The organism is Nodosilinea sp. AN01ver1 (assembly GCF_050565655.1).
Lineage (GTDB): Bacteria > Cyanobacteriota > Cyanobacteriia > Phormidesmidales > Phormidesmidaceae > Nodosilinea.
Genome location: NZ_JBNXVS010000025.1, coordinates 21,572 through 44,821 on the forward strand (window position 1 = coordinate 21,572; position 23,250 = coordinate 44,821).

General features: G+C 56.3%; 22 protein-coding genes and 1 pseudogene. 15 read left to right on the forward strand and 8 right to left on the reverse strand.

Features of this window, described 5'->3' with window-relative positions; all coding sequences use genetic code 11:
- Positions 1-172 precede the first annotated feature (172 nt).
- Positions 173-843, reverse strand: a pseudogene (locus ACQ4N7_RS18320) (Uma2 family endonuclease).
- A gap of 430 nt (positions 844-1,273) precedes the next feature.
- Here ACQ4N7_RS18320 and leuA point away from each other — a divergent pair.
- Entirely contained in the window at positions 1,274-2,962 is a 1,689-nt protein-coding gene (gene leuA / locus ACQ4N7_RS18325) for a 2-isopropylmalate synthase (RefSeq protein WP_430712935.1), read from the forward strand.
- A gap of 79 nt (positions 2,963-3,041) precedes the next feature.
- On the opposite strand, the gene ACQ4N7_RS18330 is transcribed toward leuA, so the two are convergent.
- Entirely contained in the window at positions 3,042-3,533 is a 492-nt protein-coding gene (locus ACQ4N7_RS18330; protein ID WP_430712936.1) for a GAF domain-containing protein, read from the reverse strand.
- A gap of 463 nt (positions 3,534-3,996) precedes the next feature.
- On the opposite strand from ACQ4N7_RS18330, the gene ACQ4N7_RS18335 reads away from it, so the two are divergent.
- Together ACQ4N7_RS18335 and ACQ4N7_RS18340 are read left to right on the forward strand one after the other, a co-directional pair.
- Complete coding sequence (locus tag ACQ4N7_RS18335; protein ID WP_430712937.1) at positions 3,997-4,293, forward strand: hypothetical protein; 297 nt, start codon at positions 3,997-3,999, stop codon at positions 4,291-4,293.
- Positions 4,294-4,469: 176 nt separating this feature from the next.
- The gene (locus tag ACQ4N7_RS18340; protein ID WP_430712938.1) at positions 4,470-4,682 is read left to right on the forward strand and encodes a DUF2945 domain-containing protein; all 213 of its coding nucleotides are present in this window, start codon (positions 4,470-4,472) and stop codon (positions 4,680-4,682) included.
- A 150-nt stretch (positions 4,683-4,832) separates the two neighbouring features.
- Here ACQ4N7_RS18340 and ACQ4N7_RS18345 read toward each other — a convergent pair whose 3' ends face one another.
- From ACQ4N7_RS18345 to ACQ4N7_RS18365, 5 genes are all read right to left on the reverse strand, one after another.
- Entirely contained in the window at positions 4,833-5,465 is a 633-nt protein-coding gene (locus ACQ4N7_RS18345; RefSeq protein WP_430712939.1) for a Uma2 family endonuclease, read from the reverse strand.
- A gap of 222 nt (positions 5,466-5,687) precedes the next feature.
- Positions 5,688-6,035 (reverse strand): carbon dioxide-concentrating mechanism protein CcmK, encoded by a 348-nt coding sequence (locus ACQ4N7_RS18350; RefSeq protein ID WP_106867402.1) that lies wholly within the window; start codon positions 6,033-6,035, stop codon positions 5,688-5,690.
- 135 nt (positions 6,036-6,170) lie between these two features.
- Positions 6,171-6,482 (reverse strand): BMC domain-containing protein, encoded by a 312-nt coding sequence (locus tag ACQ4N7_RS18355; protein WP_430712940.1) that lies wholly within the window; start codon positions 6,480-6,482, stop codon positions 6,171-6,173.
- A gap of 49 nt (positions 6,483-6,531) precedes the next feature.
- Positions 6,532-7,119, reverse strand: a complete 588-nt coding sequence (locus tag ACQ4N7_RS18360; protein WP_430712941.1) for a hypothetical protein — start codon at positions 7,117-7,119, stop codon at positions 6,532-6,534.
- A 42-nt stretch (positions 7,120-7,161) separates the two neighbouring features.
- Positions 7,162-8,121 (reverse strand): nucleoside hydrolase, encoded by a 960-nt coding sequence (locus tag ACQ4N7_RS18365; RefSeq protein WP_430712942.1) that lies wholly within the window; start codon positions 8,119-8,121, stop codon positions 7,162-7,164.
- A 146-nt stretch (positions 8,122-8,267) separates the two neighbouring features.
- Here ACQ4N7_RS18365 and ACQ4N7_RS18370 point away from each other — a divergent pair, with 146 nt between their 5' ends.
- Positions 8,268-9,248: an S-layer homology domain-containing protein gene (locus tag ACQ4N7_RS18370; protein ID WP_430712943.1), complete on the forward strand. Its 981-nt coding sequence runs from the start codon at positions 8,268-8,270 to the stop codon at positions 9,246-9,248.
- A gap of 89 nt (positions 9,249-9,337) precedes the next feature.
- Here the strand turns inward: ACQ4N7_RS18370 and ACQ4N7_RS18375 are convergent, their stop codons facing one another.
- The gene (locus ACQ4N7_RS18375) at positions 9,338-9,658 is read right to left on the reverse strand and encodes a TMEM14 family protein (RefSeq protein WP_430712944.1); all 321 of its coding nucleotides are present in this window, start codon (positions 9,656-9,658) and stop codon (positions 9,338-9,340) included.
- A 539-nt stretch (positions 9,659-10,197) separates the two neighbouring features.
- On the opposite strand from ACQ4N7_RS18375, the gene ACQ4N7_RS18380 reads away from it, so the two are divergent.
- The 11 genes from ACQ4N7_RS18380 to ACQ4N7_RS18430 all read left to right on the forward strand — a co-directional run bounded on the left by ACQ4N7_RS18380 (position 10,198) and on the right by ACQ4N7_RS18430 (position 23,213).
- Positions 10,198-11,220 carry a glycosyltransferase gene (locus ACQ4N7_RS18380; RefSeq protein WP_430712945.1) on the forward strand — a complete coding sequence of 341 codons (1,023 nt, stop codon included), beginning with the start codon at positions 10,198-10,200 and terminating at the stop codon, positions 11,218-11,220.
- A 64-nt stretch (positions 11,221-11,284) separates the two neighbouring features.
- Positions 11,285-12,772: an NAD(P)/FAD-dependent oxidoreductase gene (locus ACQ4N7_RS18385; RefSeq protein WP_430712946.1), complete on the forward strand. Its 1,488-nt coding sequence runs from the start codon at positions 11,285-11,287 to the stop codon at positions 12,770-12,772.
- Positions 12,773-12,793: 21 nt separating this feature from the next.
- Positions 12,794-13,717 (forward strand): glycosyltransferase, encoded by a 924-nt coding sequence (locus tag ACQ4N7_RS18390; protein WP_430712947.1) that lies wholly within the window; start codon positions 12,794-12,796, stop codon positions 13,715-13,717.
- A gap of 8 nt (positions 13,718-13,725) precedes the next feature.
- Positions 13,726-15,054, forward strand: a complete 1,329-nt coding sequence (locus ACQ4N7_RS18395) for a glycosyltransferase (RefSeq protein ID WP_430712948.1) — start codon at positions 13,726-13,728, stop codon at positions 15,052-15,054.
- 9 nt (positions 15,055-15,063) lie between these two features.
- Positions 15,064-16,092, forward strand: coding sequence for a glycosyltransferase family 2 protein (locus ACQ4N7_RS18400; protein WP_430712949.1), 1,029 nt, complete (start codon positions 15,064-15,066; stop codon positions 16,090-16,092).
- Positions 16,093-16,150: 58 nt separating this feature from the next.
- Positions 16,151-16,996 carry an ABC transporter permease gene (locus ACQ4N7_RS18405; protein WP_430712950.1) on the forward strand — a complete coding sequence of 282 codons (846 nt, stop codon included), beginning with the start codon at positions 16,151-16,153 and terminating at the stop codon, positions 16,994-16,996.
- Positions 16,997-17,034: 38 nt separating this feature from the next.
- Positions 17,035-18,330, forward strand: coding sequence for a polysaccharide ABC transporter ATP-binding protein (locus ACQ4N7_RS18410; RefSeq protein ID WP_430712951.1), 1,296 nt, complete (start codon positions 17,035-17,037; stop codon positions 18,328-18,330).
- Positions 18,331-18,386: 56 nt separating this feature from the next.
- On the forward strand, positions 18,387-19,307 hold the full coding sequence (locus tag ACQ4N7_RS18415) for a glycosyltransferase family 2 protein (protein WP_430712952.1): 921 nt from the start codon (positions 18,387-18,389) through the stop codon (positions 19,305-19,307).
- Between the two features lie 42 nt (positions 19,308-19,349).
- Positions 19,350-20,927: a GMC oxidoreductase gene (locus tag ACQ4N7_RS18420; RefSeq protein ID WP_430712953.1), complete on the forward strand. Its 1,578-nt coding sequence runs from the start codon at positions 19,350-19,352 to the stop codon at positions 20,925-20,927.
- Positions 20,928-20,982: 55 nt separating this feature from the next.
- Positions 20,983-21,915, forward strand: a complete 933-nt coding sequence (locus tag ACQ4N7_RS18425; RefSeq protein WP_430712954.1) for a glycosyltransferase family 2 protein — start codon at positions 20,983-20,985, stop codon at positions 21,913-21,915.
- Between the two features lie 89 nt (positions 21,916-22,004).
- A complete protein-coding gene (locus ACQ4N7_RS18430; protein ID WP_430712955.1) occupies positions 22,005-23,213 on the forward strand; it encodes a hypothetical protein in 1,209 nt (402 codons plus the stop codon).
- Positions 23,214-23,250 lie beyond the last annotated feature (37 nt).

The window sequence follows — 23,250 nt, forward strand, 5'->3', positions numbered from 1 at the left end:
TAATAAATGGTGAGCGCGCTATCAACTTCCGACTTCTCTGACCGATGAGGCAGGCAGAATGCCTTGCTTCCCGACGAGCAACCCGGCTGCTGTTGTATTCACTGCTAGCCCACGGCTTAGCACAGTGCTGTCTCGGACTTGGCTAGACGGGGCGATCGCACCCCTAGATCAGTCACAGATCTGGCTCAAGCCCTGCCGCTCGGAGCTGTTCAGCCAATCTCTCGGCCCGCTCTCGTTCTTGATTAGCTCGCTGCCGTTCTTGCTCTAGTTGCTGCCCCAGTTCAGTGTGGGTCAAAAATTGCTGGCCATCAGGGCGGTAAATTTCTAGCCCTGCATCGGTCATTTGAAAGCGAATCTGCAACCGAGGGCTGACCACCCGTTCATCTCTTCGATTACCTGAAGGCTGTGTTCGCTCCGCTGGAGGCCGGTTAGCTCCAGCTTGTCGGGGTCGTAGATGTAGTATTCTTCGATGCCGTAGCGATCGTAAAAGTTGAGCTTGCGCAGCATTTCACCAAAGCGGTTGCCCGGCGACAACATTTCAAACACCACCTGGGGCGCAATGCCGCCCTCCTGCCACTGGCGGTAAGAGCCTCTGTCTCCCTTGGGTCGCCCTATCGCCACCATCACATCGGGGGCCTGGCGAATCGTGTTTTCGCCTTCTACGGGATACCACAGCAGGTCGCCCGCCACAAATACGTCGGGATCCTCAGCAAACAGCAGTTCCAGGTTTTCTTTGATCACTACAATCCAGCGAAACTGCTTGGTATGGTCGGCCATGGGTTGCCCATCGCTGTCGGGGTAGTTGACGGTGACTGAGGCGTCGGGCTGAAGCTGCTGAACCATAGTGACAATGCCGTGCAGGCCTGGGCTTTTATTGTAACTCTCGTGCTTGACGCCAATTTCAGACGCGGTTAGGATGCTGTTATTGTGCAATTCTGCGCCATTCCCGTTTGATGTTGTCTTTGCAGCTATCCCTCGCCCCTCTCTTCAGCCTGCTACTAGGGCTGGGGCTGCTGCTGCGCCTTGGGCGCAACTAATTTTTTAAAACAAAGGCGAAACGCCCTGAATAGTTTTACTCCCCCGGTCACAGGTTGTCTCTGAACATGACTAGGGCTTAGGAGTTTGCTGCGTTATTCAAGCGGTGCATGCCGCGATCGCACCTTCACCCCATTTGTTGGAAACCCCAGTAGGCTGGGCACTGCCTATCATTCCACCCAGGTGATGTTTAAAAATCACCAAAGTATTGCCGTCTAAAACGTGAGAAATTCTCCCCATGTTGACCAACCCCGCTGAAAAGTATCGCCCCTTTGCGCCGATCGCATTGCCCAATCGCACCTGGCCCAGCCAGGTCATTACCAAGCCGCCGATCTGGCTCAGCACCGACCTGCGCGACGGCAACCAGGCGCTGATCGAGCCGATGTCGGTGGAGCAAAAGCTGCGCATGTTTGAGCTGCTGGTCGAAATCGGCTTTAAAGAAATTGAAGTGGCCTTTCCCTCTGCTTCAGAAACCGACTTTAACTTTGTGCGCCGCCTGATTGACGAAAACCGCGTGCCCGACGATGTGGAAATTCAGGTGCTGACCCAGGCGCGGGAAGATCTGATTCGCCGCACGTTTGAATCTTTGCAGGGGGCGAAGCGAGCCATCGTGCATGTCTACAACGCTACGGCTCCGGTGTTTCGGCGGGTGGTGTTTCGCCACGACCCCCAGGAGACGATCGCCCTGGCGGTGAATGCGGCGACGCTGATTCGCGATCTGGCGGCGGAGCGGCCCGAAACCCAGTGGCGCTTCCAGTATTCGCCGGAGGTGTTTTCGCAGACCGAGCTAGAATTTGCCCGCGATATCTGCAATGCGGTGCTGGAGGTGTGGCAGCCGACGCCCGATCGCAAAGCAATCATCAACCTGCCCGCCACCGTGGAGAGCGCCACGCCCAACGTGTTTGCCGACCAGGTGGAGTGGATGCACCGCCATCTGGCCTACCGCGACAGCGTGGATTTGAGCGTACACAACCACAACGACCGGGGCTGCGCGATCGCCGCCGCCGAACTGGGCCAGATGGCCGGGGCCGACCGGGTCGAGGGCTGTCTGTTTGGCAACGGCGAGCGCACCGGCAATGTCGATATCGTCACCCTGGCGCTGAATCTCTATACCCAGGGCATTCACCCCGGCTTAGATTTTTCGCGCATCAACGAGGTGGCCCGCATTGTCGAAGACTGCACCCAGCTGCCCATCCACCCCCGCCATCCCTACGTGGGCGACCTGGTGTTTACGGCGTTTTCGGGCTCTCATCAAGATGCGATTCGCAAGGGCTTTGCCGCCCGCAACCCCGACGACCTCTGGGATATGCCCTACCTGCCGCTGGATCCGGCTGATCTGGGCCGTTCCTACGAGTCGGTGGTGCGGGTAAACAGCCAGTCGGGTAAGGGCGGCATCGCCTTTTTGCTGGAGCGCCACTACAACCTCAGCCTGCCCCGCCGTTTGCAGATTGAGTTTAGCCAGGTGGTGCAGCGGGCGATGGATGCCACCGGCAAGGAGATGACCGCACCGATGCTGTGGGACTTGTTTGAGCAGGAGTATCTGCGGGCGAATGCCCCCTTTAAATACGTCACCCACCACTGGCGCGACGACGAGACCCCCTCAGCCATTTCCACAACCTTGGAATGTGGCGATCGCGTGCTGACCCGTGTGGGCCACGGCAACGGCCCCATCGATGCGTTTGTGGATGCGCTCGGTCTACAAATTCGCGTACACAGCTATGAGGAGCGGGCGATCGGCCACGGTAGCGATGCCGATGCGATCGCGCTGATCGAAATTGCCGCCGACTGGCGGTCGGGCACGATTCACGGGGTGGGCATTCACAGCAGCATTGTCACGGCTTCGCTGCTGGCGGTACTCAGCGCCGTCAACCGAGGGCTGGCGACGCTGACGCCGACGCAGAGACAGGCGGTATGGCCTGGGCTGTAGCCCGTTCTCTAAGCCAACTTTAGGGGTGGATACGGTTCTCTACGTCAACTGTATCTATCCCTAAAGCAATCTGCATTAGCTAGTTTTGAGCCGCCAGGGTTGGGAAGCGATCGTGATGAGCCCGGACGTAGGTCATGGCAACGGGCGTCAGCCAGGCGACGGCCTGTTCGATCAGCTGGCGATCGCGCTGGCTCCAGGTGCGAGGCGTATCAAAAACGCAGGCCTGCAAAATGCCCCACAGCTTTTGCTCCAGGCTCAGATGGGCGTGAACTAGCGCCCGATGGCCAAAGGTTTGGCGCTCAAACTCTCGGTTTAATACCTCAGGGCTAGCCGTTTCGACATCCTCAACAAAAATACTGGGTTGAGTATTCAGGGCGGCGGCAAACATAGGATCGGCCTTGGCTAAATCAGATGCTTCTAGCTTCCAGGTCGGGTCGTAAACGATGGGAACCGACGGCTGCTTTCGCCAGCAGACGGGGACACGCCCTACCTGAAAATCGGGCGATCGCAGGTATAAAAAGACGCGATCGCACTGTAGCTGCTGCCCTAAAACGGCTAAAACATCTTCCATTATTGGGGTTGCATCTTGCCCCTGAGCCAGTGCCTCAGAAAATTGGCACACTAGTGCTTCAATCTGATCGAGAGAAATTCTGTTCGCTTCGTGGGCTTGAAATCGAGCCATAGTTGTCCACAGTTATTACCTCCACACCTTAGAGCTAAGTCGGTTTATTCACCCCTGTCGGGCTTATGGTTTGGCTCTCACTCTTTAGGAACAAATAGTCTCTCCCTAAAAGAAGAAAAATTCTAAGGTACAGGGCAGGTATAGTGATTGCCAGCGAAGTTATGCCCTTTGAACGATGAGGCTGGCTGGAAGGTTACTTAACGTGTCCACTAGTAGGTAGAAGCCACGGATACTGCATCCAGGGCTTGCTATTTCTAGCATTTGTTAGGTAACTCATAGGTGATTTATGATGAAAGCGATTTTCGGATCTCTAAAAAAAGCGCTGCTCAGCATTCGTTGGAAGCAGTTTGCAGTGGCTTGTTCCGCTGTTATTGTTTTGCTAACTGCTGGGGTAGATGCCAAACAAAACGCTAGACAGCAAGCCCGTTCTAACAGTGAGATTCCGCCTGCTGGAGATGTTGGTCGGCCTCGCACTATGAACCAGTGGCAGGCTGAAAACGAAGCCCTGGAAGGACGGCCCGGCGAAAAACTGAAGCGGATTGCTGAAGAATCTGCCGATGCAGTTAAGAACATGGCCGAGATCTATCCTCAAAACGCTAAGACCCTGACCCCTGGAGTCGACAACGGTAGACTGCCGACCGACGACTAGTAAATCGCTCTGAGCAAGAGCGATAGGGCTCCGCTAAAGTTACTTATGCTTAGCGGAGCCTTTTGCTGGTGTTTGCAGGAATTAGCAAAGCATCTGCAAGATTGAATCAGTTTGCGATCGCGGCAAACAGGCTCAAAACCAGCCGCGATCGGGTACGTTAAAATTAGGCAATTGTAATGGCACAAAATTTTAAGCAAGGGGACAAAGTCTCCTGGAACACAGCTCAGGGCAAGACGGTTGGCAAAGTCGTCAAAAAGCTAACCTCTCACACAGAAATTAAAGGTCACACCGTCGCTGCGTCTGACGATGACCCCCAATACCTGGTAGAAAGCGATAAAACCGGCAGTCAAGCCGCCCACAAACCAAGCGCCCTGACCAAAGAAGATTAGCCGTAAGCGTCCCTGGCACTACGCTGGCTGAGCGGAGTCGTTTGTCATTTGGACAGGCTACGCCAACGTGAAACGTCTCCCGAAGGGAGAAAGCCAAAGTCCATCCAATCTGTCCCCTGAGCGGAGTCGAAGGGGACAGTTACGATTAGCCTAAATAATTTGATCGGTTAACCACTGGCGAAATTGTTTTACCAAGCTATTTTCGCCAGTGGTTGATTGTAGGCGTAGAAACCGCTCGATATCGTTAGCTGTCAGTGGCGGCAGCGCCAGACTGGTAAGACTGACAATGTAGCCTTCACCTTGCAACGTATAAATCGTCAGCTTTTCGCCATCGAATCGCCAGAGTTCTGGAATGCGCAGCGCCGAATAAATCGCCAATCGATTCAGCGAACTACTGGTGATGTCAATTTCTACAGCCAGGTCTGGAGGTGGGTACTGGGCTAAATTACTTTGCCCCACGCCGCGCACCTGAGCTTCGTGCTGAATGTAGTAGCACTGGTCGGGTGCTAGCCCTTTGGCAAGGTCTTCTCTATCGCACGTTCGCGATCCCAGGCTGCGAATTTCTAAACCCAGTTCTTCGGTTGTGGCTTCAATCAGTCGACCCAGCAACTTTTTGTAGGTTTCGTGCGGGTCGAGCGGCATCCTAATTTCTAAAGTGCCTAGATCGTAGGTCAGGCGCAGAGCAGGCTCTTGTTCAAAATCGCTCACGAGTGAGCGGTCGGTCTGCCAGCTAATGTTTTGTAAAATAACGCGGTCGGGGCTTTGAATCAGGGTGGCAGTCATGGTGACGCCTGGGGTGAGCGATGGTGACCTGGGTGAACGGTGGGCAGTGCCCACCCTACGCGGTAGGTGATTATTATCATAATTACTTAGCCCTCTAACCAGTGACAGCAGGACGTGGGTTAAGCAGATTGCGACTGGATAAAAAACAGAGTTCTTAAGGAGTAGCCGTTAGTTTGGCATTCTCGCAGAAGAACTCTGGGGGGTGAGGTGTTGAGTAGTGTCTTAGCGGCCAGTGGAGCCGGGCAGAATGGGCTGCTCCACCGCCTGGCGGTAAATTTCGGTCTCTTCGTTAAAGTCGATGGGCAGCACAGCTACCACGTTTTCGTGGGGGCGAGGGATGATCACCCAGGTTTCGAGAATGCCGCCGGGGGTGTTTTCGGCGGCTTCTACTCCAGCCGCCATAGCGGCCTTAACTTCGGAGACATCGCCGCGAATGTTGATGGCAAAGCGAGCACTACCAGCTCGAATGTAGCCGATGAGCGTAACGCGTCCTGCTTTTACCATCGCATCTGCGGCGGCTAGCACCGGGGGAAACCCTCTGGTTTCGAGCGACCCGACGGCCTGTGGCATGGTTGTACTCCTGGGAAAGTTCTGTGGGTAAAAAATTCAACCTTCATTGTACGGGCCAGCGGTATCAACCTGGCCGTGTCGAATTATTAAAGACTGTGGGAGGGTTGTAATAGTAGAACTTATAGCTGGAATAACCTACACCCGGAAGGGCTCAGAGGCGGGAGTAAAGCCGATGGGCAAGATCGCGTCGATGTTGTCGGTGGGGTTGGGGATGATCACGTGGGTGGTAACTTCGGCCAGGTTGGGGCAGGCGTTGGCGGCGACGAGGCCTGCTGCTATAGCTCGCTTGACCTCGGCGACGAGGCCGCGCACTACGACAAACTGCCGCCCGCTCTCGGAGCGATCTTGCACGGAGATAGTGACGTTGCCCGCTTTGACCATGGCATCGGCAGCGGCCAGCACCGCCGGGAAGGTTTGGGTTTCAATGACGCCGACGGCAATGGCCATGGGGTGCTCCTCAGGTGTAGTTTAATGTTGAGTCCTGCTCAACATTAAACTACACCTTTATACCGCTGGGTTCTCCAGCGGTGGCGATAATGCGATCGCAGCCTGAGTCTGGCTTGGCCCAGTCGCAGTGGCAGTCTTTGGGGTCGCCCCAGCACAGGCTGAGGTAGAGTTCGTCGCGGGTGGCGGCCAGCTCGGCCCATTCGCTGGCGGCAATGCGCTCTTCGACCTGCGCCAGGCTAGTGGGCCGGGGCTGGTTTCCGGCCATCCACAGGCGCAGACCGGCGATCGACTCTCGCCAAAACGTCAGCATGGCGGGGCGAGCCGCCACCAGCGCCGCCTTGTCAGCGGGGATCGCAATCAGCTGCGGGTGCAGCTCAGGGATGCGCAGGCTGCGTCCGGCAAACTGGCAGGTGTGCCAGACCAGCCCCGATACCCCGTGCTGGCGCTGATAGTCATGAATTTGGGCGCGAAAGTCTTGAATCGCAAACACTTTGCTGAGCTTTTCGGCCCCGATCGCCTTGGAGATCACCGGGTTGTTGAGGCGATCGGCGGAGGATAGCACCACTCGCTCGCCCTTCCAGCTAGCGCGCAGTTCCTGATCGAGAATCTCCAGGAGTTGTTCGGTGGTGTAACTCATGGGCCTATCTTATCAAGCCCAGCCGGGGAGTTTTGTGCCGAGCTATAGTTTCCCCAGCCGTTCTGTCAAAAGAGCATAGATGCCTTCGGCATCAGCGGTTTCGATCACGGTGGCGTTGGCGGGAGTGGTCGGAGATGGATAGGCGTTGGCGACCGTGCGGCCCAGGCAGAGCGTTCCTTCGGTTTCAACCGCCAGCCGCATGGGCCTGCCGGTAAAGAGATCGGGCCGCAGCAGGTAGGCGATCACGCAGGGGTCGTGCAGGGGAGGCGCGGCTAAACTGTGGCGATTCCGGGACGGATCGCTGCGCGAATCGCATTCGCTCTGACCGTAGGGGCGCAGCAGTTTGGCGGCGGCTTTGCCTACCGGAGTGCCAAGGTTTTCCAGGGCCGCCAGGCGATCGGGCGTGGTCAACACCTGGTGGGTCACATCCAGCCCCAGCATAGTTAGGGGCAGGCCCGCCTCCACCACCACCTTCGCCGCGTGGGGGTCAACATAGAGATTAAACTCAGCGGCGGGGGTAACGTTGCCCGGCCCCAGCGAGCCGCCCATCATCACCACCTGGTCAATGCCGCCAGCGATCGCCGGGCACTGAATCAGCGCTACCGCCAGGTTGGTCAGGGGGCCGAGGGTGGCCAGGGTGATGGGGGCTGCAGCGGTGGTGAGCTGCTCAATCAAAAAAGCGACGGCGTGCTGAGGCTGTAGCGGCATGGTAGGTTCAGGTAGCCACCCCTCCCCCAGCCCGGTGCTGCCGTGGATGTCTTCAGCGGTAACGAGCGATCGCAGCAGTGGCCGAGGGCAGCCCGCATACACCGGCACGTCGGTGCGCTGGGCCAGATGGCAAATGCGGCGGGCGTTGGCCGCCGTTAGGGCCAGGGGTACATTGCCCGCCACGGTGGTAATGCCCAGCAGGTCAAACTCGGCGGGGCTGGCAAAGGCCAGCAGCAGGGCGATCGCATCGTCAACCCCTGGGTCGCAGTCAATAATTAACGGTCGTGGGGGCATCGTCATTTCTGAAAATTTTTACAATCAAGCGCTGCGGTGTTCGGTAATTGCGATTTGAGCTGGCACAGTCCAGCCAGCAGGAGCCAATGAGGCTGCTCTAGAATAGTTGCTGTCTCCATCTTTGCCCCCAGTTAAGAGGTTGTCCCTTGTCTGCTGCGTTTCGTCTCAAAGCTTTTATAGTATCTGGGCTCAGCCTGCTGCTGATCACCGGCTGTGCGGGTAGCTCGCTGCAGCAATCTCTAGAGGCCGATCCGCAGCTGCAAGATCGGCCTGTCTTTAGCGAAGATAGCCCCGAATCTACGCCAACCTCTGAAACCGCTGATGCAGCCGAAGAATCTGACCCCATAGGCTCTACCCCCAGCACCAGCACCGCCGAGGAAACAAGCGCCGCCCCCCGCGCGAGCACTACGGCTCGGCTGGAGGAAGTTCCCGATGATCTGCGTCCCTACGTGCAAGACTGGCTGGCCCTGGGAATAGTCGATGGCCAAAATGGCGGCAACGCCGCTGCCAAAGCCGAATTTGAGCCCAATCAGCCGATCACCCGCGGCGAGTTTGCCCACTGGCTACTCACCGCCAACAACAAATTTTATGCGGATGAAGCGGCTAAGCGCATTCGCCCCGCCACCGCTAGCGCTTCGCCTGCGTTTCAAGATGTGCCTGCCTCCCACCCCTACTTTGCCGATATTCAGGGGTTGGCAGAAGCGGGCATTATTCCCAGCGCCAAAACCGGCAATGCTACCGCCGTTACCTTTCGTCCCGATGCGCCGCTCACCCGCGAAACCCTGGTGCTGTGGAAAGCGCCCCTAGACTCCCGCACGCCGCTACCCACGGCCACCACCGACGCCGTCACCACCGCCTGGGGCTTTCAGGATGCCGCCAAAATTGAACCGCTAGCGCTGCGGGCGGTGCTGGCCGACCACCAAACTGGCGACTTCGCCAACATTCGCCGCGCCTTTGGCTACACGACCCTGTTTCAACCGCAAAAAGGTGTAACCGAGGCAGAAGCCGCCGCCGCCCTCTGGCGCTTTGGCAATCAAACCGAAGGGGTTTCTGCCGAAGATCTGCGTAGACAGCCTTCGTCGCCGCCAGGTTCCTCAGAATCCGGAAATTCTACTAACTCTCTTTGAAGTCCTTTTGAGTTCTAATCCCAGTTTCCCAAAATGTTTTCCCGCATTTGATCATTTACCTGCCCAATCATCTGCCCCTCAGCGGCGTTTCACTGTCCGCCCATCAGCGACATCCCCATTCCAATAAACGCCAGCACTCCCGCCACGATCATAATGACGGCGGGCATGGCTTTGCGGGTTTGCATCCAGCGGCGAATGAAAACGATGACTAGAGCTGCGGTTACTCCCATAGCGAGACCGGCTCCTGATGGCACCCCGGCCTGCCATAGCCAGGCTCCGAACAGCAGCAGGGCAGCGCTGAATAGGCCGCTAATTAACGACACCTGGCTGCGGGCCTGGGCATAACCAATCAGGCCGCCGATCGCAGATAGGGCGGCGTAGGCGATCGCATACAGGGCTCCAGTGGGCATAGCAGCTTGCAGAGTCAGAACACCCTTAGGCTAGCGAGGTTTTTGCGGCTGCACAACTCAACAGTGTGCCGACCAGAGCATTTTACAGTGGCTGCGATCGCGGCGAACAGGCCTTTCTCAAAGCTAATGTTGTGATATAGAACACATTTTTAAGCCCGAATCTAACAGCTTGCTAACCCATTGGGAACCATCGCCAGTAGATTTCAGTCGGCTTTCATGGCATCCTCCCAAGGATAGAGATTGCTAAATTTCCTTGAGAAAATATTTATAAAGAGAATATAAAGATGAGAATTCTCTCATGATTCTGTCAGAACGGCCATGTTAGGTTCCCTATAAGTCATAGGGCGCTTGCAACTCTCTGCGAGCCCTAAGGGCATTACTTCCTGACGTCACCTGTCACGTTCCAGGTCATGATCAAAGGAGTTTCGTTTTTCTAAGAGTTACTTCTACTGAGTAGGTTTGGTGCGCTAGCAAACTCCTTGATTGATTTTCTTCAAGGCATATGTTTACGTGAAGGTATTCTTAGGAATCACAGGTTCATGATTTCCAGTTCAGGCCAGGCATCAGAGCTTTCCAGTATTTCCGTTATTATTCCTGTCTACAACGGCGGCGAGAGTTTCCGACGTTGTCTCGACAGCCTCAAGCAGTCCAGTCGGCAGCCTGATGAGGTGATTGTGGTGGCCGATGGCGACACCGATGGCTCGTGGGAAGTCGCCAAAGAGTTTGGAGCCACGGTCTTTCGCTACGACGCACCTGGTGGGCCAGCCCGGGCCCGTAACCAGGGGGCCAAGTTAGCTCACGGAGACATCCTTTTTTTTATCGATGCCGATGTTACGGTAGCTCAGAACACCATTCTCGGCGTCGAAAAAGCCTTTCAGCAGGATGTCAATTTAGCGGCGCTGATTGGCTCCTACGACGACCAGCCAGGGGCTGACAACTTTTTGTCGCAGTACAAAAATCTGTTTCATCACTACACCCACCAGGTGTCCTCCGAAAAGGCCTCGACCTTTTGGGGAGCCTGCGGGGCCATTCGTACCGATGCCTTTAGGGCCGTGGGCGGGTTTGACGAGCGCTACCGTAAGCCCTGCGTTGAGGATATTGAACTCGGCTACCGGCTCAAGCGAAATGGGTACACCATTCGCCTGTGCAAGCACATTCAGGTCAAGCACCTGAAGTGCTGGCAGCCCGTGTCGCTGCTGCGGGCCGAGATTTTCTATCGGGCTCTGCCCTGGACGGAGCTCATTCTGAGTCAGCAACAGCCGATGAATGACCTCAACCTCGATCGGACTAACCAACTCAGCGTTGTGCTGAGCTGGTTGGCGCTGATCTGTCTGGTGCTCGGAGTGGTGAACCCCTTCCTGTGGATCGTGGCGATCGCCACCATGATCGCCCTGCTAGTCATTAACCAGCGGGTTTATCGCTTCTTCTTGCACAAGCGAGGGGTGCTATTTACGCTCAGAGTGATTCCCTGGCACTGGTTTTACTTTCTCTATGGCGGCGCAGCCTTTGCCTATGGTGTAGCGACCTACCGACTTCGACAATTTTCTACCTTTACAAGTTAGTCTTTCGTCGCCATTCATCTAGCGTTTATTCGTGCAGCTATCCTAAGTTTTTGGAGTTAAATCAATGCAGACTTTACCCGTAGTGATTATTGGCGGCGGACCGGCTGGCCTGACCGCAGGCTATGAGCTGATGAAGCACGGCAAAAAGTCGGTTGTATTAGAAAAAGCCGATAAAGTAGGCGGCATTTCTCGCACCGAAACCTACAAAGGCTACCGCTTCGACATTGGTGGCCACCGCTTTTTCACCAAGGTTGGCGAAGTTCAGGCGGTCTGGAAAGAAATTTTGGGCGATGACTTTATCCAGACGCCGCGCATGTCGCGAATCTACTACGACAACAAGTTTTATGACTATCCGCTGTCGTTAATGAAGACGCTCAAGAACCTGGGACCCGTTACCAGTACTCTAATTCTCTTCAGCTACCTCAAGGCTAAGGGCCACAAATACATGAACCCTGGCGTTGAGGCCGAAACCTTTGAGGAATGGGTGATTGATTGCTTTGGTGAGCGGCTCTACCGCATTTTCTTTAAGACCTACACCGAGAAGGTTTGGGGCATCCCCTGTAGCCAAATTCGAGCCGACTGGGCGGCTCAGCGCATTCAAAATATGTCGCTCAAGCAGGCGGTGATTAACGCCATTTTTGGTAGCCAAAACGCCAAAAGCCTGATCAAAAAGTTTGACTACCCGCGGCTTGGCCCCGGCATGATGTGGGAGCGCTGCCAAGAACTGCTCGATCGTCACGGCTCGCCGGTACACCTCAATACCGAAGTAGTGCGAGTTGAGCGCGAAGGCAACCGCATTACCAAGGTGGTAGCGAAAAAAGGCGACCTGACCTTTGATATTGTGGGCGAGCATTTCATCAACTCAATGCCCATTGCCCTGCTGGTAAATCGGCTTGATCCACTACCTCCAAAAGAGGTGCTGGCGGCGGCTCGGGGGTTGAAGTACCGCGACTTCTTAATTGTGTCGCTGATTGTCAACAATCCTGACCTCTTTCCTGACAACTGGCTGTACATTCACAGCCCAGAGTTCAAGGTGGGCCGCATTCAAAACTTCAAGAACTGGAGCCCAGAAATGGTACCCGACCCCAGCAAAACCTGCTTGGGTATGGAGTATTTTTGCAGCGAGGGGGATGACCTCTGGGAAATGCCCAACGAACAGCTAATCGAGTTGGCCTCTGAGGAAATCGCCCGTCTAGGCCTAGGGGTGAAGCGCGAGGATGTGGAAGACGGCTGCGTGATTCGCCAGTTTAAGGCCTACCCGGTATACGACGGCGAGTATCGTCAGCATCTCCAGGTGCTGGAAGATTACATTCGTGGCTTTGAGAATTTGCAAACCGTAGGCCGCAACGGCATGCACCGCTACAACAACCAAGATCACTCGATGTTGTCGGCGCTGTTGGCCGCCAAGAACATCGTGGGCGAGAATCACGACATTTGGAATATCAATGTCGAGCGCTCGTACCACGAGAACTTTACCGATCAAGAGTGGTCGAAGCTGAAGCCGGGGGGTGAACTAGTGCCCGCTGGGTCGTCACTCTCAAGCGCCGCCTAGGAGCATCAGCGAGGAAGCACTATGAGTGAGTCTGAGTCTCCCTTGGTTTCAGTGATTATCCCTGTCTTTAATGACGGTGAGCGCCTGCGGCTTTGTTTGGCGGCTCTGGCTAAGCAAACCTACGCGCGATCGCGCTTCGAAACCATCGTGGTCGACAATGGCTCTGACGATTTGGGTCTAATCAAGGATCTAGTGGCGGTCTACGATAACGCCACCCTCGCCGTAGAGCCCCTGCCTGGTTCCTACGTGGCCCGCAACCGGGGGCTGGAGTTAGCCAAGGGAGAGGTCATTGCCTTTACCGATGCCGACTGCATTCCAGCGGCAGACTGGCTGGAGCGTGGGGTGGCACGGCTGCGCCAGGCCCCAAACTGTGGTCAGGTGGTAGGGCGAATCAATCTGTTTTTTGCCGATCCCCAGCGGCCCACAGCCGTCGAGCTTTACGAGAGCCTGACGGCGTTTCCCCAGGAGCGGCTGCTGCGCGAGCAGCACGGGGGGGCAACGGCGAATGTGTTCACCTGGCGACAGGTGATCGATCGAGTTGGTTGCTTTGATCCTCGGTTGAAGTCAAACGGCGACCTGGAGTGGGGCCGACGGGTGTTTGAAGCTGGATTTCAGCAGGTCTACGCCGATGATGTACAGGTCGGACACCCGGCGCGGCGATCGCTGGGCGAACTGTACCGGCGCACGGTGCGGCTAGCGGGTGGCTACTACGATGTGCAACTCAAACAGGCTAAGTCTCTGGGGCAGCGTCAGCTGGTATTTGTGCAGGCTTTGCTGCAAAACCTGGTGCCGCCAGTATTTTTTGTCGTCAACGTCTTTGGTGACGGGCGGCTTAAAAGTCTAGATCAAAAGCTTAAGGTGTCGTCGGTAATGGTGATGGTGCGCTACATCAGCGCCTGGGAAACCCTGCGACTTAAATTTGGTGGAGCATCCAGTCGAGCTTAAGGATAGACATGAGAGTAGCATTTTTGGTCGGTCACTTCCCTCGATTATCGGAAACCTTTGTACTGAACCAGATTACTGGTTTGCTCGATCGAGGGCATGACGTTGATATCTATACCGAGCATATAGAGGGGTGGACGAAAGTTCATCCTGACGTCGAAAAGTATCGTCTGTGGGAACGCACGTTTCTAATTCATAGTGTTCCTCAAAACTATATCTGGCGCGTTTTGAGGGGGCTCTGGCTGACTCTGATTCACTTTCGTCAGGCACCCTGGCTAATCTTGCGATCGCTCAACGTGTTTGCTTATGGTACCCAGGCTGCTAGTCTGTGGTTACTGTATTCGGCCATCTCGCTAGCTGAAAAACAAGCCTCCTACGACATCATTCACTGCCAATTTGGCACTCAGGGCTACCGCGGCGCTACGTTTAAGAGATTGCTTAAACCAATGCCTAAGCTGCTGGTAATGTTTCGTGGTCACGACATTAGTCGCTACGTTAAAGAAGGCGGCGACAAGGTTTATCAAGCCCTCTTTAAGGATGTTGATTACTGTCTAGCCAACTGCGATTTTTTTCGCCAGCGCGTAATTGACTTGGGATGGAATGCCGAAAAAATATCTGTCCATTTCTCAGGAATAGATATTAAGAAATTTAAGTTTAAGCCTCGCAGTCTGAGCCCAGGTGAATCGATAAAAATTGCAACCGTCGGGCGACTGGAGGAGAAAAAAGGAATTGAATACGCCATTCGTGCCGTTGCTAAGCAGATAGAGAAAACCCCATCCCTCGCCTATTATATTATTGGCGACGGCTCTCTAAAAGCGTCACTTCATGCTTTAATCTGTAGCCTTGGCATGGATTCAAATATTCATCTCCTGGGCTGGAAAAATGAGGCCGAAATTATTCAGGTTTTAGACGACTGTCACGTTTTTATTGCTCCCAGCGTGACTGCCTCAGATGGCAACCAGGATGCACCTATCAACGTTTTAAAAGAAGCTATGGCTATGGGTTTACCCGTGATTAGTACCTGTCACGGAGGTATTCCAGAGCTTGTGGAAGATGGTGTATCTGGCTATTTGGTGCCTGAACGCGATGTTTATGCTTTAGCGGAAAAACTAGAGTATATGCTGGCTCACCCCGAACGATGGCCTGATATGGGTGAGGCGGGAAGAAAATTTGTGGAGCGTCATTTTGACCTGCAAAACCTGAATGATTTGCTTGTAGTCCGATACAAACAGATCTTGTCTCAAGATCATTGGAAAAATGAAAAGAAGCTTTTGTCTCAAAAAGGTACAGCAAGCTTCTCGAAAAAAAGTCCTCTTCGCTCTGCATATTTTGAAAAATAGGAGTTATTGATGACTGATCCAATCGTAACAATTGTCGTGGTGCCCAGGGAGCGGTTTAGTCCTGCCAAAGCTTCTTTAGAGAGCATTTATGCAAATACTAATTTCCCCTTTAAGCTTGTCTATGTAGACGGTAATTCTCCCAAGAAGGTTAGCCAGTATCTGCAGGATAAGGCTCAGGAAAAGAACTTTTTGATTGTACGGAAAGATCAATATTTATATCCCAATCAGGCTAGAAATGTGGGGTTGGCTCATGTGGATACACCCTATCTCGTTTTTATTGACAACGACGTTTTGGTAACTCCTGGCTGGCTTGAGGCTCTGGTCAATTGTGCGGAGAAAACAGGGGCCGCAGTAGTTGGCCCCTTGATGTGCCAGCATGAGCCACTACACACAGAAATACATTTTGCCGGTGGAGAGTCACATGTCTGGGTAGATAAGACCGGGCGGCGACGGCTGCGCGAAAAAATGTACAGTCAGGGCAAGAAAGTGGCGGACGTGCAGTCTGCTTTGACACAGTCTGAAACGGAATTGGCAGAATTTCACTGCGTTCTGGTTCGACGTGATGTTCTCGAAAAGCTGAATGGTCTTGACGAAAAAATGCTCAATACCAAAGAGCATTTAGATTTTTGCATGAGTGTGCGCGCACTTGGGGAAAAAGTATATTTTGAGCCAGCTTCTCTGGTGACATACGTTCCAGGACCGCCGATTTCCTGGGGTGATTTGCATTACTACATGCTGCGTTGGAGCGATGCCTGGACGCTGGCCAGCCTGCACCATCTGCGGGACAAGTGGGAGCTTTCAGAGGATGCCTACTTCACAACTAAATATAAAAGACTCGGTTGGCGACGCAAGATGACTATCGTTGCTCCAATTATTTTTCGCCTGACGTTCGGTCTTTACAGTCCTAAATTAGAGCGACTCATGATGTGGTTTGAGCACCGCATTAATCGCTACTTGACCCATCGGCATCAACTCGCTCAAGCCCGCTCGTACGAGACAGCTCAATCGTCATCAGGCTCAATGCCGCCCGCAGTGTAGTGGCTGGGATGTCTTTTTGCAATGCTCTGCCAGTGCTTTCTTTTTAGAGCTTTTAGCCATGCCGCCCGAACTGATTTACACCCCCGATAGTTTGCTGCGCCGCCCCCGGTTTTTGCTGTGGACAATGTGGCGCGACCTGTTGGCCTCCCGCGAACTGGCCTGGCGGCTGATGGTGCGCGACATTAGCGCCCAGTACCGGCAGGCTGCCTTGGGCATAGCCTGGGCCTTTATTCCGCCAGTGGCGATGGCCGTGGGCTTTACCCTGGCCAAAGATGCCAATGTCTTTACTGTCGGTGAAACTGATATTCCCTACCCGGCTTTCGTCATGTTCAATACGGCCCTGTGGCAGACCTTTGTCGATGCTGCCACTGGGCCGGTGCAGGCGGTAATTGTGGCTAAACCCATGCTGGCGCGGGTCAACTTTCCGCGCGAGGCAATCATTTTGGCCAAGCTGGGGGAGGTGGGTTTTAACTTTGGCATTAAGCTGATTTTGATTGTGGGGCTGTTTTTGTTCTTTCGGGTGCCGGTGAGCTGGACGGTGATTTTGGCTCCGGTGGCGCTGATTCACCTGGTGCTGCTGGGTACGCTGGTGGGCATTTTGCTGGCCCCGATTGGCGTGCTCTACCAGGATGTATCGAAGAGCCTCAACATGATCATGGGCTTTTGGCTGTTCTTAACGCCGGTTATCTACCCTGTGCCCACGGAGGGTGCCTTTGGCATGCTGGTGGCCCTCAATCCGGTGGCACCGCTGTTGGTAACTACTCGCGAACTGGCCACCACCGGAGTGCTGACTGAGGTGGTGAGCTTTTGGGTGGTGAGCGGGCTCACGCTGCTGGGCCTGCTGCTCACCTGGATTGGGTTTCGCATTGCCATGCCGTACGTGGTTGAGAGGGTGACGTCATGACCATGCGGCTCAATCCTGAATCACAAACGGAATCATTTATGGCAACTCCTGAATTCGATAGTCAGCCCGTAATTGCGGTGGAGGGGGTATCGAAGAAGTTTTGCCGTGACCTGAGGCGATCGCTCTTCTACGGCGTGCGCGATATTGCCGCTGACCTCACTGGCGGCAGACCCCACAGCGATCGCCTCCGGCCCCAGGAGTTTTGGGCGCTCAAAGACATCAGCTTTCAGCTGCACCGGGGGCAGGCGGTGGGGCTGGTGGGCAGCAACGGGGCGGGCAAAAGCACCCTGCTGCGCATTATCAGCGGCCTGATCAAACCCGACACGGGCCAGGTGCGGGTGCGCGGGCGGCTGGCCCCGCTAATTGCGCTGGGGGCGGGTTTTAACCCAATTTTGACCGGGCGCGAAAACATCTACGCCAACATGTCGATTTTGGGCCTCACTACCCAGCAGATTAGGCAGCGCTTTGCTGAGGTGGTCGAGTTTGCCGAAATCGAGGAGGCGATTGACGCGCCGGTGCAGACCTATAGCTCGGGGATGGCGGCGCGGCTGGGGTTTGCCTGCGCCATCTACACCGAGCCCAATATTCTGCTGATCGACGAGGTGCTGGCGGTGGGCGACGCCCGCTTTAAGGCCAAGTGCTACCGCCGCCTTTACGAACTGCGCCAGCGGGGGGTGGCCTTTATTTTGGTCAACCACAACTCCCAGGCCATTCTCAATATCTGCGACCAGGCGATCTATCTGACCAGGGGGGCGCTGGTGAGCCAGGGCGAGGTCAACGCGGTGGTCGATCAGTACGAGCGCGACCTGTTTCTCAACAGCATCGAGCGCTCCGAAAACCGCATGGTCTTTCCGCCCAAAGCCGCTGCGGAGAGTAACGGCGTTGATTTTCGCGACCTGTTCTTTCGCAACGGCGACGGACAGCCGACTCAGACGCTATCGACAGGCGAACCCCTCAGCCTTTGTGCCGTCTGCGAAGCACACGATAGCTATAGCGGGGTGGCCCTCGACATTCGCATTGCCAAGGTGGGCGGCATTGAGAGCGCGGGCTACGTGCTGTCGCTGCGGGGGCAAAACGACGATGCCTTTTTCCAGATGTCGCCAGGGCTGGCCGAAATTCGACTCCAAATGCCCTATCTGGGACTGGCCCCAGGGGTGTATACCGCCCAAATTCGCCTGCGCAAGGACGCGGTTTACACCTTTGACCTGGTGGAGTCGTTTCGCTTCACGGTGACCTCGCAGCAAAACATCAATAAGTGTCAGTTTTATCAGCCGCGCAGCTGGTCGATGGTGCCAGTGGTAGCGCCCGTATCGGTTGGCCAACCCCAGTCCTAGGGTTTAGCGATTAGTTTGAGACGTTGTTTAGACGGGTTAGAGAGAAGGGTTAGACCATGCAACCTCAGCTCAGCGTGATTATTCCAACCCACAATCGGCCCCATCTGCTGCCGTTGGCGGTGCGCAGCGCTCTACAGCAGACCTACGCCGACCTGGAGGTGGTGGTGGTCGATGATGCCTCTAACCCGCCCGTGCAGCTGCCCGCCGATCCCCGCGTGCGGGTGATTCGTGTGGATCCGGGGCGGGGTGGGGCGGGGGCGCGCAATGCGGGCACCGAGGCGGCGCGGGGTCGCTGGGTGACGTATCTCGACGACGACGATGTGCTGCTGCCCCATATGGCGGCGGTGTCGATGGTGGCCCTGGAGGAGGCTGCTAAAACGGCATCACCTGTGGGGGTATTGACGGGCATTAACAAAGTGAACGAGCACGGCGAGGTGCTGTTGACCCGCCTGCCGCCTGCCCATTGCCCTAAGGGGGGCCACTTTTTCTTAGAAGAGCCGGAACCGGGGCGATCGCATCACACTAAGCAAACCCTGGTGGTGGAGCGCGAGGTGGTGCGGGCCATTGGCGGCTGGGATGAAACCTTTCGATCGCGGGTGCATTCAGAGTTCTTTTTGCGGCTCAACCCGGCCTGCACGCTGATTGGTTTGCCGACGGTCACCTATCACCTGCTCACCCACACGGGCACGCGAGTGTCGGGCAACCCCAAGCTGCGCCAGGAGAGCTTTAACCGGCTGATTGAAAAGCATCGGGCCGCCTTTGAGGCCCATCCCAAAATGTTTGCCGAGTTTGTCTACAAGCACGCCCAAACCTCTTACCAGATGGGCCAAACCACTGCGGCGCTGACCCACTGGCTCTGGGCGCTGCGGCTGCACCCGCGCCATATTGGCGCGATCGCCGTCTACGCTGCGATCGGCCAGATCAAGCAGAGGCTGCGGCGGGTAGCAGCGCCGACCAGGGCACTGCCGCCCGCCTAGGGCCGCGCCCATCGACGCCGGGGATTCACTAAAGGACATTTTATGATTACCGATATTCTTGATCTGGGCGAACAGACGACCCTGCGGGGGCAGGTGGTGGTGGTGGGGTCCGGCATTGCTGGGGCCGAGGTAGCCACTCATCTGGCCCGCCACGGGCGCGATGTGGTGCTGCTGGAGAGCGGCCGCGATCGCTTTGACCCAGCTATTCAGGCCCTTAACGACGTGGTGTTTTTGGCCAAGCGCCACCGCGAGCTGGATCCAGACTCCTACTATCATCGCTATTTGCCCCCCGAGCTGCGGGGCGTCAGCCGGGTGCGACAGTTTGGCGGCACCAGCAACGTCTGGACCGGCAAGTGGAAGTACCTGCAACCCTCCGACTTTGAGCCGCGCCCCTGGGTGCCCAACAGCGGTTGGCCGATCGCGTTTGATGACCTGCTGGAGCACTACCGCTCAGCGGCGGCAGACTACGGCTTTGGCGACCTGGAGGCCGAGGCCCAGCGGGCCGAGATTGTGGCGCTGCGATCGACCCTGGCCACCAGCGGCCTGAAAATGAGCAGCTTTTACTGGGAGAAAACCCCTACCCGCACCGCTAAACGCTTTGGCGACGAAATGCGCCAGGCCACCAACCTGCGGGTGATTTTGGGGGCTACCGTGACCGAGCTGCGCCTGGATGAGGCCCACCGCCGGGTGACCACGGTGCGCTGCCGATCGCTGGAAGGCCGCGAGCTGAGCGTTGAGGCCGACGCGATTGTGCTGGCCACCGGAGCTCTGGAGGCGGCCCGCATTTTGCTGGCCAGCGATCGCCAGCTGCCCGGCGGTTTGGGCAACAGCCACGACCTGGTGGGGCGGTTTTACACCGACCACCCCAAGCACCATACGGGCACGCTGCGCCCCGGCCCCCTGGCTCGTCAGTACGCCAGCGAGCTACAGTACGCCCCCAAGCCCCGGTTTTGCATCTGCTTTGCCCTCGATGACGCCACCCAGCAGGCCCATCAGCTGCTAGAGCACGTGCTCTACCTAAAGCCCATCTACGAAACCCGGTGGGATGGCCTGGGGCGGCTGGTGCGCGGGCGACCGGCCTGCCGCGATGGCAACGGGGCGATCGCCAGCTACCGGGTCAAGTTTGTCACCGAGCAGGTGCCCCACACCGGCAGCCGCATTACCCTGGGCACCGAGCTAGACCCGATGGGCCAGCGCAAAACAGCGCTCGACTGGCGCTTTACCGAGCAGGACCACCGCTCAACCGAGAAAATTTTAGACTTGCTGACCCAGCGGTTTGCTGAGGCGGGTCTGGGCCAATTCGAGTTTGGCGACCAGCCGCCTACCCTAGACAATATGACCGATGCCGCTCACCAGATGGGCACCACCCGAATGGCCCACCGTCCTGAGGAGGGAGTTGTGGATACCGACTGCCGTGTGTTTGGCACCGATAACCTCTACGTGGCCAGTTCGGCGGTATTTCCCACCGGGCCATCGTACTCGCCTACTTTTACGATTTTGGCCCTGGCTCGTCGGCTGGGGCAGCACCTGCTGCAAACTACCCCTCCGACCTCGGGCAGTCTTCAGTTAAAGTCGGAAATCGACGATGCCACAGCACCCTTAGCAAGCACCCCTAGTTAGCCAGGGCCCAGTACCGTCTGCCTGTCTCTACCGCGATGATCTACTCCCCCCGATTATGAATTCCTCGAATCCTCTGTTCTCTGTTGTAATTCCTACCTATAACCGGCCCGATCGCCTGGTGAGCTGTCTGCAAAGCCTGACTCAGCTGAGCTACCCCCGCGATCGCTTTGAGGTCATTGTGGTTGACGACGGCAGCAGCCCGCCCATCGCCCCGGTGGCAGAGTCCTTTAAGTCGAGCCTCAACCTCACGCTGCTGCATCAAAACAACAGCGGCCCCGCCTGCGCTCGCAATACGGGGGCGGCCCAGGCCCAGGGGCAGTACCTGGTGTTTACCGACGACGACTGCCAGCCCTACCCCGACTGGCTCACGGCGCTAGAGACGGCGCTGCACCAGCAGCCCACGGCGCTGGTGGGCGGCTACACCGTAAACGCCCTGCCTGAGAACCTGTTTTCAACCGCCAGTCAGCTCCTGATTGACTACCTGTACGACTACTACAACAGCCGTCAGGCACCCAGCTTTTTTGCCTCCAACAACTTTGCGATGGCCACCGAGCAGTTCCGCCAGAGCGGCGGGTTCGACACCTCCTTTCCGCTGGCGGCGGGGGAAGACCGAGAATTTTGCGATCGCTGGCTGCAGCTGGGGCTACCCCTGGCCTATGCTCCTGCGGCTAGAGTCAGGCACACCCATCACCTATCGCTGCGGCGGTTTTGGCGACAGCACTTTAACTATGGACGGGGGGCCTACTGCTTTCACCAGGTCAGGGCGCGCCGCATTGACGAGCAGGTTAAGGTAGAGCCGCTGCGGTTTTATTGGCAGCTGCTCACCTATCCCCTCTCGCGACAGTCCCAGATTCGGATCCCCCAAATACAGACCATGATGTTGTCGGGGCTGCTATTTTTATCTCAGGTAGCCAACGTCGCAGGCTTCTTTTGGGAGCGCAGTCAGCAGAAGGCCACTGCTAATCCGACTCCGGCGGCTCCCTGCTAGAGTCTGAGGCCAAAGCTGCCCTGGGCCTTCAACTTATTTTAATGCCTGACTAGCTGTTTTCTTCTGGAGTTTAGGGGGCTTTTTCCACTATGAAACTGCAATCCTTCAGCCATTCCCAGCAAAAAATTTTGTTTCTTGGCGGCATCACCGCAATTTACCTGGCGATCGTGGCCTGGCTCGATTTTTTGCAGGGTCCGCCCTATTGGGATGAAGTCAATTTTTGGAAATCGAGCCTGACCTTTAGCGATAGCCTGCTGCCGTCGCTGGCTGACCTCAGGGAGTATCACAGCTTAAATACTCCCCTGCCCTTCATGATTTTTGGTTTCTTAGAGTACCTGTTCAACCAGGGCATGGTGGCGGGGAGGTGGCTCAATTTAATTTTATCTCTCGGCATTGTGGCCATCATTGGCTGGCCCAGCAGGCAAAAGGGCGGTCGGGCCATCTTATGTTTGATTGGGCTATTTTTGTGCCCGTACTTTCTATTTCTCAGCGGTCGGCTCTACACCGAAATGATTGCCTGTACCTGGGTGCTGCTGGGGTTTGTGGCCTACGTGCGCGATCGCCACTGGGTGAGCGGCCTAGCTTTTGTGCTGGCGATTTCTTCGCGGCAGTACATGCTGGCGTTTCCGATGGCGATCGCCACCTACGAGTTTTTAGCGATCGCCAACCAGTATCGCCAGGGGCAGCCCGTGAGCCTATACCAGCACCAGCGATGGTTGGCCCCGGCTCTGGCCTCTCTGTCATTCCTGGGCTGGGTGGCGCTATTTGATGGGCTCGCTCCCGCCAGCGCGATCGTCTCCCATGCCCCCGAAGTTCAGCAGAGCACCCTGGCCCTGACCCCTGGCGGCATCGTCAACTTTCTAGCCTTCGTTGGTGCCTATATCGTCATTCCAGAGTGGCTGCTGTTTCGCCCCGCCAATCCTCTAGAATCTCTGCGTAAAAACCAGAAAAAGTGGCTGCTGATTGCGATCGGTCTGCTCGTTTTTTGCCTCATTTTTCCGCCCCTCGATACCCCCTACGGCAACATGGGCAAAGTGGCCGAACTGCTGCCTTTCTACGCCTTAAACCTGGCCATGTTTTACGGTCTGGCTCTGCTTACCTGCCTGCGCTTTGCCAAGCCAGATCTGCTGTTTTGGATGGTGGCTTTCAACGCCTTAATTATGATGAAAGCGATTCCCTGGGATCGCTACGTGCTGCCGCTGGTAGTTGCTTTTTGGTATCTCAAATCAATCTATTACCCAGAACCCCTACCCGCTGCTGACCTGCCTCAGACCGATGCAGAAACTCGGCCTGCTTAGCTCATCGCCTGTACTGCCGCACCCGTTGAACCATTGC